The following is a 13,895-nucleotide window of genomic DNA, read 5'->3' on the forward strand; positions in this document are numbered from 1 at the left end:
TGGAAATTCTTGGCGCGTTGGCTTACCGTGTGCCAGAAGTGGCCCAACTACAGGGCCGATGGTGTCCTGGGAGGGACTGAAGTGAACAAGGCCCAACTCATTGAGGCTCTGGCCGAGCGTCTCGGCGACAAGAAGGCCGCGAGCTCGGCCGTCGACGGCATCGTCGACATCGTGGTCCGCACCGTCCAAAAGGGCGAGAAGGTCAACGTCACGGGCTTCGGTGTGTTCGAGAAGCGGGCTCGCGCGGCTCGCACCGCGCGCAACCCGCGCACGGGCGAGACCGTGAAGGTCAAGAAGACCAACGTTCCCGCCTTCCGTGCCGGCACGACGTTCAAGGACGTCATCAGCGGCGCCAAGAAGCTGCCGAAGGTTGCCGCCGCGAAGCCGGCCGCCGCCAAGGCGACCACGACCGCTGCCGCCGCCAAGCCGGCCACCACGCGCCGCACCGCGGCCGCGAAGGCGACCACCGCGGCTGCCGCGAAGCCGGCCACCACGCGTCGCACCGCTGCCGCCAAGCCGGCCGCTGCCGCCGCGAAGCCCGCCACCACGCGGAAGGCCGCGCCGAAGCGCACCACGGCCGCCGCCAAGCCGGCCGCCGCTGCCGCCACCACCGCTGCCGCGAAGCCGGCCGCGACCAAGGCCGCCCCGAAGAAGGCTGCCGCCACCGCGAAGAAGGCCGCGCCGAGGAAGGCCGCTGCCGCCAAGAAGTGACCATGCGCGGCCGAGTCACCCGCTCGGCCGGGCGTGATCCGACGAAGTGATACGAACCCGGTGCACGACCCGCGCGTACCGGATCGTTCGGAACTCGCGAGTGAGCGAGGTCTGCGCGCAGAGAGCGCGCAGACCTCGCTCGCGGCGTTTTCTGGGGGACACCCCCAGACCCCCGGCCCGCGCCATCGGCGCGGGCCCCTGATCCCGTTACGGGGCCTGAAGAGTAGGGAAAACCCCAGCGCCCCAGGGGGATGACCACAACCCCTGGGGGCCAACGGGTCTCGGTGACCCCAGAACTAGCGGCCGGACGGTTTCGGCAGCGGGCTGGGAAAGTAGTCGGCGGCGACCAGACGGGGCTCCCGCTCGCTGGTCGGCGGCAGGAACGACAGCACCCAGAAACTGCCCTTCTTGCTGGCGATCTCGTCCAGGCGAACGCCGTTCATGTCGGCCAGACGGGCGACAACGTCCGGGATGACACCGCCCTGGCTGCTCACCACCGGAGTGCCGCCGGCGGCCACGATGTCCAGCAGTCGCGCCACCCCCGCCGACGGGCTCACCCAGTAGCCCTCCTCGGACAGCAGCGGCTCGCTGCGGATCTCCAGGCCCAGCCCCGCCACCGTGTCCACGCACCGCGTACGCGGGGCCGCAAAGGCGCGATCAGCCCCGAACAGGGGCAGAACCCGGGCCAGTGCCTCGGCCTGCCGCCGCCCCGACGGGCTGAGCGGCCGCAGGTCGTCGTCGCCGTCCCACTCGTCGCGCTTGCCGGCCTTGGCGTGCCGTACCAGCAGCAACGTGCTCAAACGGGCCGGCAGCGCGGCGAACTCGGCCAGCACCACGCGGTCGTGCTGGTAGCGAAGGAGATCCCCGGCGGCATCGGGGGAAACCCATTTCAGCCGGTCCACCTCGTCGTTGGCCTCGAACTCGCCACTCGAGAAGCGCGCCGCGAAGTACTCGACGACCTTCCGACTGCCGTCCACCTTGTATTCGGCGGACGGCAGTCGACGGCCCAAGGCGATGGAGAAGCCGGTCTCCTCCAGCACTTCTCGAACCGCCGCGGCCGGCGTCGTTTCGTCAGCGTCCAATTTTCCCTTGGGCAGTGACCAATCGTCATATCGTGGTCGATGCACCACAGCGACTTCCACCTGGTCGGTCACACTGCTGGGACGCCACACAACGGCGCCGGCGGCTCGGATAGTCACACCTGCTGTTCCTTCGCACTGTGGAGTTTCATCAGTTCCACCTGGTGATCGCGAACCTGGGAACCGTCCGCCGGGGACGGATCCCAGTTCCCGCTGGGGGCCAGCACCCAACACCGGGTGGCCGGATCCATCGCCGAATCCAGCACGCTGTCCAACTGCGCGACCAGTTTCGGGTCGGTCACCTTCACGAGCACCTCGACCCGGCGGTCCAGATTGCGGTGCATCATGTCCGCGCTGCCGATCCACAGTTCGTCCGAACCGGCGAACCGCACGATCCGGGAGTGCTCCAGGAAACGTCCCAGGATCGACCGGACCTTGATGTTCTCGGACAGTCCGGGCACTCCCGGCTTGAGCGCGCAGATCCCGCGCACCACCACCTCGACCGGCACGCCGGCCTGCGACGCGCGATACATGGCGTCGATGACCTGTTCGTCCACGAGCGAGTTCACCTTGAGCCGGATACCCGACTTCCGGCCCGCCCGCGCGTGCTCGATCTCCTGCTCGATCCGCCGAACGATGCCGCGCCGCACGCCGTAGGGCGCGACCATCAGGCTGCGGTAGTTGTCCTGCCGGGCATAGCCGGTCAGCACGTTGAACAGGTCGGTGAGGTCCGCGCCGATCGCCGGCTCCGCGGTCAGGATGCCCACGTCCTCGTACAGCCGCGCGGTCTTCGGGTTGTAGTTGCCCGTGCCGATGTGGCAGTACCGCTTGATGGACGAGCCCTCCTGGCGGATCACCAGCGCCGTCTTGCAGTGCGTCTTCAGGCCGACGAGACCGTAGACCACGTGCACGCCGGCCTTCTCCAGCGCACGGGCCCACTTGATGTTGGCCTCCTCGTCGAACCGCGCCTTGAGTTCGACCAGTGCCACCACCTGCTTGCCCGCCTCGGCCGCGTCCATCAGCGCGTCGACGATCGGCGAGTCACCGGAGGTGCGGTACAGCGTCTGCTTGATGGCGAGCACGTTCGGGTCGGCGGCGGCCTGCTCGATGAAACGCTGCACGCTGGTGGAGAAGGAGTCGTACGGGTGGTGCACGAGCACGTCCCCGTCCCGCAGCGTCGCGAACACGCTGCGCGGCGTCTCCCGCTCGGCGAACGCGGGATGCGTCGCCGGCACGAACGGCGGGTCCTTGAGCTCCTTGCGGTCCACCCCGTACACCTGCCACAGGCAGGACAGATCCAGCAGGCCGGGAACCTCGACGACCTCGTCCGGCTCCACGTCCATCTCCCGCAGCAGCAGGCGAAGCACGTGGTCGGTCATGTCGTCGCCGACCTCGAGCCGCACCGGCGGGCCGAACCGGCGCCGGGCCAGTTCCCGTTCCAGCGCCTTGAGCAGGTCCTCGTCCTGGTCCTCCTCGACCTCCAGGTCGGCGTTGCGGGTGATGCGGAAGCTGTGGCACTCGATGATGTCCATGCCGGCGAACAGCTCGCCCAGGTGCGCGGCGATCAGTTCCTCCAACGGCAGGAACGTCGCGGTGCCGCTGCGCCGGTCGGCCTCGACGCGGATCAGCCGCGGCACGTTGTCCGGCACCTTCACCCGGGCGAACTGCTCGGGCCCGCCCTCGGGCGACCGCACCGTGACGGCGAGGTTCAGCGACAGCCCGGAGATATAAGGGAAGGGGTGCGCCGGGTCGACCGCGAGCGGCGTGAGCACCGGGAAGACCTGTTCGCTGAAGTAGTTGGACAGCCGCAGCTGGTCGGGCTCCTCCAGGTCCTGCCAGGACACGATGCGCACGCCGTGCTGCTCCAGTCCCGGGCGGATCTCGTTGAGGAACGCCTTGGCGTGCTGGTCGACCAGTTCCTGGGTGCGGGCGGCGATCCGGCTCAGCTGTTCGCTCGGCGCCAGGCCGTCGGCGCTGCGCACGGTCAGGCCGGTCTCCTCGCGGCGCTTCAGGCCGGCCACCCGCACCATGTAGAACTCGTCCAGGTTCGACGCGAAGATGGCGAGGAACTTGGCCCGCTCCAGCAGCGGCTGCGAGGCGTCCTCGGCCAGCGCCAGCACGCGGGCGTTGAAGTCCAGCCACGACAGCTCGCGGTTGAAGTAGCGGTCGTCGGGCAGGTCCGTCTCGTCGATCGGCTGCGTGACGGCCGGCGGCGTGATGACCCGGTGCGCCTGGGCGTCCGGACGCGGCCGCCGCGTGCGTTCAGCCGGCGGAACCGGCGTCACGATGGCGGTCTTGCCGTCGGTCAGCGGGACGGGGTCCGCCTTCGCTTCGACGACGGGCGGGGCCACTTCCACGACGGGCGGGGCCGGGGTGGCGCGGGTCCGTTGCGTTCGGGTCCTCGGCGCGGCCGTGTTGTCGGCCGGGGTCTTCGGCTGTGCCGTAGTGGTCTTGACGGCCGGCGACTTCGCGGCAGTCGTGTTGGCAGCCGCAGTTGTCTTCGTGGCCGAGGCCGCAGGTGTCTTCGGCGCTGCCGCGGCGGTCGTCTTTGCGGCCGGTGTCTTCGGGGCCGCCGCCGTCTTGGCCCGGCTGCGCGTCGCGCGCACCGGCTTCTCGGCCGCCGCCGGTTCCGTGTCCGCCTTGGCGGCGCGGCCGCGTGCGGCGCGAGGCTTCGTCGCCTGTTCGGCCGAGGGTTCCGCCTTCGCGGTGCTGCGCCGCCGGGTGGGCGCAGGAGTGTCCGCCGCGGCCTTGGCGGTGGCCGCGGTGCTACGGGTGCTCGTCCGCCTCGGGGTCGCTCGTGGCTGGCGCGTCCTGGCGGTGGCGGGCTGGGTCTGCTCGTCGTTGTCGTCCGTATGCACGCTGGCCATTGTTCCCCAGCGTGGCGGAAAAGGCGCAGCTCGCGAGGAACGACACGGTGAACACACAGAGCTACGACGTCGATCTTCCGTGGGGCGGCGACATCCCGACAACCACGCCGTTCTCCCGGCGCAGCGTCACCCGCTGCCCCGGCCGCGGCGCGCGCCAGCCGCCGGCCACAACCGCCGCCGCGGGCACGTCGACCAGCAGACCGTCGTCCCGGAGCACGGTCGCCGAGCCGTCTGATCCGACGGTGTGCACGGTGGCCTGCTCCATGGCACGCAGCCTAGCGCGGTCCACTGTGGATCAGGCCGACAGCCGGAACCGCTGCCGGGTGCGTGGCCCGAGACCGAGCCCGGCGGCGATGGCCAGATCCGCCTCCGTGTCCACGTCACAGCGCAGCGACGGCCAGTCCTCGGTGAGTTCGATCGCCCCGGACGCACGGTGCGCTTCGGCGGAGCCGACGCCGAACCGCGGGTCCAGCGGCTCGCCGGGGGCGCCGATCAGCAGCGTGGTGCCGGTGCCCTGGCGGTCGGCGACGAACGCCCGCCTGCCGTCGGCGGTCGCGACGGCGGCGGACAGGTCGGCCGACCGCAGCGCCGGCAGGTCCGCCTGCAGCGCCCCGACGTGCCGGCCGAGTAGCGAGGCCCCGTGCCGGTAGGCCTCGTTCAGGCCCGGCTCCGCCTCGGGCACGCACCGAATTCCCTCGGTCCGCAACACCGCCGTGAGCATGGCGTCGGACGTGACGACCACCACGTCCCCGACGCCGTCGGCGTTCGCCGCCGCGGTGATCGTGTCCAGCGCGAGCGCCACCACGAGGTCCGCGTGCGCCGCCCGGTCGCCGATGCCGCCGTCGGCCGCCCCGACCAGCCGGGACTTGGCCCGGTCCAGCCGCTTCACCGGCACCACGAGGTCGAGGTAGCTCCGCACATCTCCATCATGCAGACTCGGGCCGACGATTTCGAACGTGAGGGAGAGCGATGCGCAAGGAGAAGGGCGGGCCGTGGATCAGGATGTGCGCCATCGTCCTGTATCCGACGGTGAAGCTGCTGGCGCGCCGGGTGTCGACGGGCCCCAAGCTGCCCCGGCACGGCGGCGTGCTGCTGGTGATGAACCACGTCTCGCACCTCGACCCGGTGTTCGACGCCGTGCTCGTGCACAACAACGAACGGGTGCCGCGCTTCCTCGCCAAGAGCTCGCTGTGGAAGATCCCGGTGCTCGGCAAGATCATGGCCGGTGCCGGCCAGGTCCCGGTCTTCCGTGGCACGGCCGACGCCAAGGAGAGCCTGCGCGCCGCCAATGAGGGCCTGGAGCAGGGCAAGCTGCTGGTGATCTACCCGGAGGGCACGATCACCAAGGACCCGGACGGCTGGCCGATGGCCTCCCGCACCGGCGTGGCCCGGCTGGCGCTGGCCAACGACGTGCCGGTGATCCCGGCCGCGCGCTGGGGCACCCGGGCGATTCTGGACAAGTACAACAAGAAGTTCCGGCCGTTCCCGCGCAAGACCGTCACCACGATCTTCGGCGAGCCGATCGACCTGTCCGCCTATCGGGACCAGCCGGTCACCACGCAGGTGCTGCGCGAGGTGACGGACCTGCTGATGGAGCGGGTCAAGGAGCTGCTGGAGCAGGCGCGCGGCGAGCAGGCGCCCGCCGGCTTCTACTCCCCGGCCAGGGCCAAGCAGAACGGGGAGTGACATGGAGCTGCAGCGGATCGCGGTGCTGGGGGCCGGGTCGTGGGGGACCACGTTCGCGAAGGTGCTCGCCGACGCGGGCCGCGACGTCGTGCTGTGGGCGCGCCGGCCGGAGGTGGCCGACGAGATCACCAACCACAAGCTGAACACCGGTTATCTGCCGGGCATCCGGCTGCCGGAGACGCTGCGGGCGACCGCCGACCCGCTGCTCGCGCTGGATGGCGCCGAGGCCGTGGTGCTGGCGGTGCCGAGCCAGACGCTGCGGGCGAACCTGGCCGCCTGGCGGGAGTTGCTGCCGGAGGGAGCGACGCTGGTCAGCCTGGCCAAGGGCATCGAGTTGGGCACCGGCAAGCGGATGAGCGAGGTCGTCGCCGAGGTCGCTCAGGTGCCGGCGGAGCAGGTGGCGGTGGTGTCGGGGCCGAACCTGGCGCGGGAGATCGCCGCGCAGCAGCCGACCGCGACCGTCATCGCGTGCACGGACCACGAGCGTGCGGTGGCGGTGCAGCGCGCGAGCGCCAATGGCTACTTCCGGCCGTACACCATTACCGACGTCGTCGGCTGTGAGCTCGGCGGCGCGTGCAAGAACGTGATCGCCCTGGCCTGCGGCATCGCCCACGGGCTCGGCTTCGGCGACAACACGATGGCGTCGCTGATCACCCGTGGCCTGGCGGAGACCGCCCGGTTGGGCGCGGCGCTCGGCGCCGATCCGTTGACGTTCGCGGGGCTGGCGGGCCTCGGCGACCTGGTGGCCACCTGTGCCTCCCCGCTGTCCCGGAACCGCAGCTTCGGCGAGCGTCTGGGCAAGGGCGAAACGCTGGCGCAGGCGCAGGAGGCCACGCACGGGCAGGTGGCCGAGGGCGTGAAGTCGTGCTCGTCGATCCGGACCCTGGGCGAGCTGCACGGGGTGGACATGCCGATCACCGACGGGGTGCACCGGGTCTGCCACGACAGCCTGAACCCGCGGCAGATGGCGGCGGAACTGCTGGGGCGCGCCCAGAAGGCGGAGCGATGACAGAAGGCGGAGCGGCCATGGCCGAATGGGGCGACGGCACTCGGTGCGTGCACGCGGGTTCGGCCGAACCCGTTGCCGGGCAACCCTTCCTCGCGGGCCCGGTGCTGGCCGCCCCGTTCCACCTCGGCGCGGACGACTTCTACGGCCGCGCCGGCAATCCCACCTGGCGTGCGCTGGAGTCGGCGATCGGCGCGCTGGACGGCGGTCTGTGCACGGTGTTCCCGTCCGGCATGGCCGCGATCACCACGTTGCTGCGGACGCTGTTGTCGCCCGGGGACGTGCTCGTCGTGCCGTCCGACGGCTACTACCTGGTGCGAACGTTCCTCACCGGCATGGACGTCCGGGTCCGCGAGGTGCCGACCGTCGGCCCGTGGACGACGGAAGTCGTGGCGGGCGCGCGGCTGGTGCTGCTGGAGACGCCGTCCAACCCGGGCCTGGACGTCTGCGACATCAGGGCGATCGCCGAGTTGGCGCATGCCGCCGGCGCGCTTGTCGCCGTGGACAACACCACCGCGACGCCGCTGGGCCAGCGGCCGCTGGAGCTCGGCGCGGACGTGTCCGTGGCCAGCGACACCAAGGCGGTCGCCGGCCACAGCGATGTCCTTTTCGGACACATTTCCGTCACCGACGAGGCGCTGTGGACGGAGTTGCAGCGGCAGCGGACCGTCAGCGGCGCGATCCCCGGCCCGTTCGAGACGTGGATGGCGCACCGCGGGCTGGGCACGCTGGACGTGCGGCTGGCCCGGCAGGCGGAGAACGCCGCCGCGCTGGTGGAGAAGCTGCGCGGGCACGAGGGCGTGTCGAACGTGCGCTGGCCGGGATCGCCGGACGACCCGTCGTACGCCATCGCCTCCCGACAGATGCGCCGGTTCGGCGGCGTCTTCACGTTCGAGCTGGCGTCGGCCGAGCTGGTGACGCGGTTCGTCGAGGCGAGCCGGCTGGTGTCGGCGGCGACGAGCTTCGGCGGCCTGCACAGCACCGCGGACCGGCGGGCGCACTGGGGCGACCCGGTGCCGGAGGGTCTGATCCGGTTTTCGGCCGGCCTGGAGGATTCCCACGATCTGGTACACGACGTGACGGCCGCGCTTGACCGGGCGCTGGAGCTGCCGGTTCAATAGCGGCCATGTTGCTGCGTGCCATGACCGAACGGCGGGGTCACATCGACCTCTGCCGGGTCTGTGGCGCGCTGTGTCTTCCCCGGTGATCTGCCCGCGCACTCACCCGTACCCACAGGAAGACACAAGTTCATGTTCGCCGTTCCGGAAAACACCGTGCTGTCGGCCGTCCGCACCGCGCCGCAGCAGCCCACCAACATCCTCCGCGAGGTCGTCGCCGACCGCTCCAGCTGGGCGCACCTGCTGCGCTACGACCCGGTCGAGCGCTGGACCGCGCTGGTTCGGAGCACGTCCAGCTACGAGGTGTGGCTGATGAGCTGGCTGCCCGGGCAGGGCGCCGAGCTGCACGACCACGGCGGCGCCGAGGGCGCGTTCACCGTCGTCTCCGGCGTGCTGACCGAGCTGGTCGGCCGGCCCGGACACGCCGGCGAGGCGATGCACGTGCTGCACCCGGGCCAGTCCCGGGTGTTCGGGCCGAACTACGTGCACCAGATGCGCAACGCCGGGGTGGATCCGGCGGTGAGCATCCACGTGTTCGGCCCGACCCGTCAGCGCATGACGCCGTACCGTTTCGACCCGGTGCAGGGGCCCGTCACCGCTTGAGCACGTGCTCCGGCACGGGGAGCGGGGACGCCGACTCGGGCACGCCCCAGCCGGTGGTCACCGGCAGCACACCGGCCCAGGCGGTGTTGGCCTCGACGTCGAAGTCCTCGTCGTTGGGCGGCGCGTTGCGGATCTTCACCGATGCCTCGGTGAGGTCCAGCGCCAGCACGACGGTGGCCGCCAGCTCCTTCTTGTTGGGCAGCCGCGCGTGGCCCCAGGACCCGGGCGCGAGGTGCTCGGTGATGACCTCCAGGCCGCGCAGCTTCTCCTCGGGGTCGTCGACCAGCCGCGTGGTGCCCAGGACGACGGCACTGCGGTAGTTCATGGAGTGGTGCATGACCGACCGGGCGTAGATGATGCCGTCCACGATCGTCACAGTGACGCACACGGGGCCGGGGCCCATGCTCCGTGATCCGGTGGATCCGTGCAGGTAGAGGGTGTCGCCGTCGCGGCCGTAGCCGGTCGGCAGCACCACCGGCGCGCCGTCGAACAGCACGCCGAGGTGGCAGATGAGCGCGGAGTCGAGCACGTCGTCGAGCGCCGCGCGGTCGGTGGCGGCGCGCTCCCGATGTCGGTTGACGACGGTCCGTGGTGTCGGTGACAGTGGTGTTCGGCTCACGTCCACCAGCCTCGGGCGGCGAGTGGCATCATGGAAGTGCCACTACTTGCCGAAATAAGAAGGCCACTTTGCCGGAGTCGGACGACGCCCTGCTGATCACGCTGGACCGCGAGTCCCGCACCCCGCTCGCCGTGCAGCTGGCGGACGCCCTGCGCGCGGCGGCGGCCGCCGGGCAGCTGCGGGCCGGCGACCGGCTGCCGTCGACCCGCACCCTGGCCAGTCACCTCAAGGTCAGCCGGACCGTCACCGCGGCGGCCTACGACCAGCTGCTCGCCGAGGGGTGGATCGTCGGCAAGCACGGCTCCGGCACGTACGTGACGACCGCGCCGCCGGGATCCTCGCCGGTGCCGGCCGACCGTTCCCGCGCCGACGCGCCGGAACAGGACGTCGTCTCCCTGGAACTGGGCCGGCCCTGGGTCGGCGGGCTGGACCGGGCCGCCTGGCGCCGGGCCTGGCGGTCCGCCGCCGACTCGGACCCGTTGGTACGCCACCATCCCGCCGGGCTGCCGGAATACCGCGAGGCGGTGGCGGAACACCTGCTGCGGCACCGCGGCCTGACGATCCGAGGGGGCCTCGCGACCGAGGCGGTGCTGGCCACCGGCGGCACCAGCGCGGCCGTCGCCGAGCTGGCGGTCAGCGTGTTCCGGCCCGGCGACACCGTCGCCGTCGAGGAACCCGGCTACCAGCGGGCGGTCGAGGCACTGCGGGCCGCCGGCGTCCAGGTGCTGCCCGCGCCGCTCGACCGCGACGGCATCCTCGTCGACCAGATCCCGTCGGGCATCCGGGCCGTCTACTGCTCGCCGGCGCACCAGTACCCGCTGGGCAGCCGGCTGCCGGCGGCCCGTCGCGTCGCCCTCGTGGAACGCGCCCGCCGCGAGGGCTGGCTGATCATCGAGGACGACTACGACGGCGAACTCCGCTACGACGTGGCCCCGCTGCCGCTGCTCGCCGCGCTGGCGCCGGACGTCGTCGTGCATCTGGGCACCACGAGCAAGATTCTCACCCCGACGCTCGGCGCCGGCTGGCTCGTCGCGCCGCCGGAGGTCGCCGGCACGCTGCTGGCCTACCGGGAACGCACCGGCACCGGCCCCGCGCCGGCCGGGCAGCGGGTGCTGGTCGAGTTGGCCCGCAACGGAGATCTCGGCCGGCACCTGCGCCGGCTGCGCCGCGAGCTGTCCGAGCGGCGGGTGCTCGTGGTGGAAACCCTTCGGTCGGCCGGGATTCCGGTGCTCGGCGACGACGCCGGCTCGCACGTGGTGGTGCTGCTGCCGTCGGTGGAGAAGGAACGTGCGGCGGTGCGGCAGGCGACCCGGCTCGGCGTCCGAATGGACGGCCTGGAGCGGCACCACACCGGGCCGTCCCGCTGGCACGGCGTCGCGGTCGGCTACACGGCCTGCTCGCGGGACCAGTTGATCAGCGTCCTGCCGCCGCTCATCGACCTCTTGACCACGTAGCCGATCAGGAACAGCAGGCTCAGCGCCGGCATCGGGTAGCCCAGCGAGTAGCCGATGACCAGATCCGCCAACGGCACCAATGTGATCGCCGCGAAGACCCAGCCCGGAGCGGTCGGCAGCTTCGAGTACAGCGGCGTGCGCCCCCACGGCTTGGCCACGGAAACCCAGGCCTGGAAGGCGATCGCGCCGGCCATCAGCGCCGCGCCGATCGGCATCGACACGGTCGGATGCCCCTCACGCAGCGCGGGCGCCAGCACGAAGATGCCCAGGTACAGCTGGACGGTTGAGATCAGGAACTTGACCAGCACCCACCAGTGCTTGAAGAAACCCCACGCCGTCGCGGCGGCCAGCATGAAGCCCGTGAACGTGGACACGTTCGCCGCCTGCGCCAACAGGGTCATGTCGAGCCGGTTGGCCATCGCCACCGCCGCCGGCAGCTGGGCCGGCCGCGCCAACCCGAACGCGAGCAGGCTGACCAGCGCCAACGCCTGGGCCATCCAGCCGACGCCGGACACCACGTGCAGCCACAACGCGAGCTGCCGCCATCTTTTTGCCGTCATGGCAACAACTCTGGGACGCGGTGCGGCGTCAGACATCCGTGAGGGCCCTTAGGTGGGCGGGACCATCTGTCATACCCGGGAGGTAGCGGTCGGTATGAGTTCACCACTCACGGCCACCAGTTGGTGGCTCGGTGCCACCCTTCGGCCAGACGGGTATGGTCGCTGCCTATGAACCAGCCCAGGATTCGTGTCGCCGTCGTCTTCGGCGGCCGCAGCACCGAGCACGGCGTGTCGTGCGTGTCCGCCGGCAGCGTGCTCAAGCACCTGGACCGGGAGCGCTACGAGGTGGTCCCGGTCGGCATCACCACCGAGGGCACCTGGGTGCTGGGCTCGGCCGACCACCTCGCGGTGACCGACCGCAAGATGCCCGAGGTCGACTCGGGCGCGGAGCTGACGCTGGTCAACCACGGCCTGGTCGCGCTGGAGCCGTCGCGCGGCGGTGAGGTGCTGGCGCAGGTCGACGTCGTGTTCCCCGTGCTGCACGGCGCGTACGGCGAGGACGGCACCATCCAGGGGCTGCTGGAACTGGTCGACATCCCGTACGTCGGGCCGGGCGTGCTGTCCAGCGCGGTGGCGATGGACAAGGAGTACACCAAGAAGCTGCTCGTCGCCGAGGGGCTGCCGGTCGGCCCGTACGCGGTGGTTCGCCGTGGCCAGCAGACGTTGTCGCAGGCCGACCGGGACCGGCTCGGGCTGCCGGTGTTCGTGAAGCCGGCGCGGGCCGGGTCGTCCACCGGCATCACCAAGGTCAACTCCTGGGACGAGCTGGACTCGGCGATCGACTTCGCCCGCGCCGTCGACCCCAAGGTGCTGGTGGAGGCGGCCATCGTGGGCCGCGAGGTCGAGTGCGGCGTGCTGGAGTTCCCCGACGGCCGCGTCGAGGCCTCGCTGCCGGCGGAGATCCGGATGGTCAGCGACAAGGTCGACTGGTACGACTTCGACTCCAAGTACCTCGACACCGACGACGCCTGCGAGTTCGACATCCCGGCCAAGCTGGACGACGACGTCACCGAGCGGCTGCGGGAGATGGCCGTGCGGGCGTTCACCGCGCTGGACTGCCAGGGCCTGGCCCGGGTCGACTTCTTCGTCACCCCGGACAACGAGCTGGTGATCAACGAGCTGAACACCATGCCCGGCTTCACCAACGTGTCCATGTACCCGAAGATGTGGGCCGTCACCGGCGTCGACTACCCGACCCTGCTGACCACCCTCGTCGAAACCGCCATCGCCCGCGGCACCGGCCTCCGCTGACCTGTCAACCCCTTGACGTTCGGAACGGACCATTCCTCAACTCGGAGTTTAGGAATGGTCCGTTCCGAGCCTCGAACTCAGCCCGGGTTGGGGGAGACCGGTTGAGCGGGCAGCGTCGCCGTGACGGCCGCGGACACCGATTGCACCGGGCCGGTGCCGGCGTCCTTGGACTCGGTCAGCGCGACGTACACGGATCGGTCCACGACGTAGTGCGTGACCGTGCCGGCGTCGCCGACGACGTCCAGCCACTGCACGCCGTTGACGCTGCCCAGCTGCGCGGTCTGGACCAGCTCCGGCGGCTTGTTCATGCCGCAGCGCAGCACGATCGGCTCGTGCTGGGCGTCGCCCCAGGCCACGGTCGCCGGCGGCGCGGGCTTGGCCAGCTCGCGGCGGGGCACCTTCTCGCCGGCGTCGGTGATCTGCTGCGGCAGCGCCTTGATCAGGTCGGTGCACGCCTGCGTGCCGGCGCCGGGCGCGTCGATGGAGACCAGCGCCAGCGGGCCGGTCCTGTCGTCGCCGGGCGGGTTCTGCGGCACGCCGGTCGACCCGCCGGTCAGGCCGATCACCGCCACGACGACGGCGAGCAGCGCCGGCAGGCCGATCGCGACGGCCAGCACGGGCTTGGACGGGGTGACGCTCACCCCGCTACTCCATCACAGGTGCACAACCGGACAGGTCAGGGTCCGGGTGATGCCCTCCACGTTCTGGATCCGGGCCACCACCAGCTGTCCCAGCTGGTCGACGGTGTCGGCGTCGGCGCGCACGATCACGTCGTAGGGGCCGGTGACGTCCTCCGCCGTGGTGACGCCGGGTATGCCGGAGATCTCAGCTGCGACCGCAGCCGCCTTTCCGACCTCGGTTTGGATCAGGATGTACGCGTGGACCACGGCGCGCCCCTTCGTCTCGATCAGCCGGCACGGGGTAGGAACGTGGCCAGAACG

The 13,895-nt window shown here is 71.2% G+C and carries 15 protein-coding genes; 7 read left to right on the plus strand and 8 right to left on the minus strand.

The features are described from left to right. Positions 1 to 81: 81 nt before the first annotated feature. Complete coding sequence (locus BJ998_RS26025; RefSeq protein ID WP_184865758.1) at positions 82 to 711, plus strand: HU family DNA-binding protein; 630 nt, start codon at positions 82 to 84, stop codon at positions 709 to 711. Positions 712 to 1,007: 296 nt separating this feature from the next. On the opposite strand, the gene BJ998_RS26030 is transcribed toward BJ998_RS26025, so the two are convergent. The 4 genes from BJ998_RS26030 to cofC form a co-directional block, all read right to left on the minus strand. Beyond that, a complete protein-coding gene (locus BJ998_RS26030) occupies positions 1,008 to 1,904 on the minus strand; it encodes an NUDIX hydrolase (protein ID WP_184868937.1) in 897 nt (298 codons plus the stop codon). Between the two features lie 2 nt (positions 1,905 to 1,906). Further along, positions 1,907 to 4,657: an RNA degradosome polyphosphate kinase gene (locus BJ998_RS26035; RefSeq protein ID WP_184865760.1), complete on the minus strand. Its 2,751-nt coding sequence runs from the start codon at positions 4,655 to 4,657 to the stop codon at positions 1,907 to 1,909. Between the two features lie 61 nt (positions 4,658 to 4,718). After that, the gene (locus BJ998_RS26040) at positions 4,719 to 4,922 is read right to left on the minus strand and encodes a hypothetical protein (protein ID WP_184865763.1); all 204 of its coding nucleotides are present in this window, start codon (positions 4,920 to 4,922) and stop codon (positions 4,719 to 4,721) included. A gap of 30 nt (positions 4,923 to 4,952) precedes the next feature. Then, positions 4,953 to 5,576 carry a 2-phospho-L-lactate guanylyltransferase gene (gene cofC, locus BJ998_RS26045; protein WP_184865765.1) on the minus strand — a complete coding sequence of 208 codons (624 nt, stop codon included), beginning with the start codon at positions 5,574 to 5,576 and terminating at the stop codon, positions 4,953 to 4,955. 50 nt (positions 5,577 to 5,626) lie between these two features. Here cofC and BJ998_RS26050 point away from each other — a divergent pair, with 50 nt between their 5' ends. From BJ998_RS26050 to BJ998_RS26065, 4 genes are all read left to right on the plus strand, one after another. Then, the gene (locus BJ998_RS26050) at positions 5,627 to 6,343 is read left to right on the plus strand and encodes a lysophospholipid acyltransferase family protein (RefSeq protein ID WP_184865767.1); all 717 of its coding nucleotides are present in this window, start codon (positions 5,627 to 5,629) and stop codon (positions 6,341 to 6,343) included. A 1-nt stretch (position 6,344) separates the two neighbouring features. Next, positions 6,345 to 7,352: an NAD(P)H-dependent glycerol-3-phosphate dehydrogenase gene (locus tag BJ998_RS26055; RefSeq protein WP_184865769.1), complete on the plus strand. Its 1,008-nt coding sequence runs from the start codon at positions 6,345 to 6,347 to the stop codon at positions 7,350 to 7,352. Then, positions 7,349 to 8,470 (plus strand): cystathionine gamma-lyase, encoded by a 1,122-nt coding sequence (locus BJ998_RS26060; RefSeq protein WP_246488654.1) that lies wholly within the window; start codon positions 7,349 to 7,351, stop codon positions 8,468 to 8,470. The genes BJ998_RS26055 and BJ998_RS26060 overlap by 4 nt, the downstream gene beginning before the upstream one ends. Positions 8,471 to 8,599: 129 nt before the next feature. After that, entirely contained in the window at positions 8,600 to 9,070 is a 471-nt protein-coding gene (locus BJ998_RS26065) for a cysteine dioxygenase (RefSeq protein ID WP_184865771.1), read from the plus strand. On the opposite strand, the gene BJ998_RS26070 is transcribed toward BJ998_RS26065, so the two are convergent. After that, positions 9,060 to 9,689 carry a pyridoxamine 5'-phosphate oxidase family protein gene (locus tag BJ998_RS26070; RefSeq protein ID WP_312890330.1) on the minus strand — a complete coding sequence of 210 codons (630 nt, stop codon included), beginning with the start codon at positions 9,687 to 9,689 and terminating at the stop codon, positions 9,060 to 9,062. The genes BJ998_RS26065 and BJ998_RS26070 overlap by 11 nt on opposite strands. Positions 9,690 to 9,757: 68 nt before the next feature. On the opposite strand from BJ998_RS26070, the gene pdxR reads away from it, so the two are divergent. After that, positions 9,758 to 11,143, plus strand: coding sequence for a MocR-like pyridoxine biosynthesis transcription factor PdxR (gene pdxR, locus BJ998_RS26075; RefSeq protein WP_184865775.1), 1,386 nt, complete (start codon positions 9,758 to 9,760; stop codon positions 11,141 to 11,143). Here the strand turns inward: pdxR and BJ998_RS26080 are convergent. Continuing rightward, complete coding sequence (locus tag BJ998_RS26080; protein ID WP_184865777.1) at positions 11,074 to 11,703, minus strand: hypothetical protein; 630 nt, start codon at positions 11,701 to 11,703, stop codon at positions 11,074 to 11,076. The genes pdxR and BJ998_RS26080 overlap by 70 nt on opposite strands. 168 nt (positions 11,704 to 11,871) lie before the next feature. Between BJ998_RS26080 and BJ998_RS26085 the strand changes: the two genes are divergently transcribed. Then, a complete protein-coding gene (locus BJ998_RS26085) occupies positions 11,872 to 12,954 on the plus strand; it encodes a D-alanine--D-alanine ligase family protein (RefSeq protein WP_184865779.1) in 1,083 nt (360 codons plus the stop codon). 77 nt (positions 12,955 to 13,031) lie between these two features. On the opposite strand, the gene BJ998_RS26090 is transcribed toward BJ998_RS26085, so the two are convergent. Both BJ998_RS26090 and BJ998_RS26095 read right to left on the minus strand, forming a co-directional pair. Further along, entirely contained in the window at positions 13,032 to 13,595 is a 564-nt protein-coding gene (locus tag BJ998_RS26090) for a DUF3515 domain-containing protein (protein ID WP_312890331.1), read from the minus strand. A 12-nt stretch (positions 13,596 to 13,607) separates the two neighbouring features. Then, on the minus strand, positions 13,608 to 13,841 hold the full coding sequence (locus tag BJ998_RS26095; protein ID WP_184865781.1) for an Lrp/AsnC family transcriptional regulator: 234 nt from the start codon (positions 13,839 to 13,841) through the stop codon (positions 13,608 to 13,610). Positions 13,842 to 13,895 lie beyond the last annotated feature (54 nt).

The sequence above is a fragment of the Kutzneria kofuensis genome (genome assembly GCF_014203355.1).
Lineage (GTDB): Bacteria > Actinomycetota > Actinomycetes > Mycobacteriales > Pseudonocardiaceae > Kutzneria > Kutzneria kofuensis.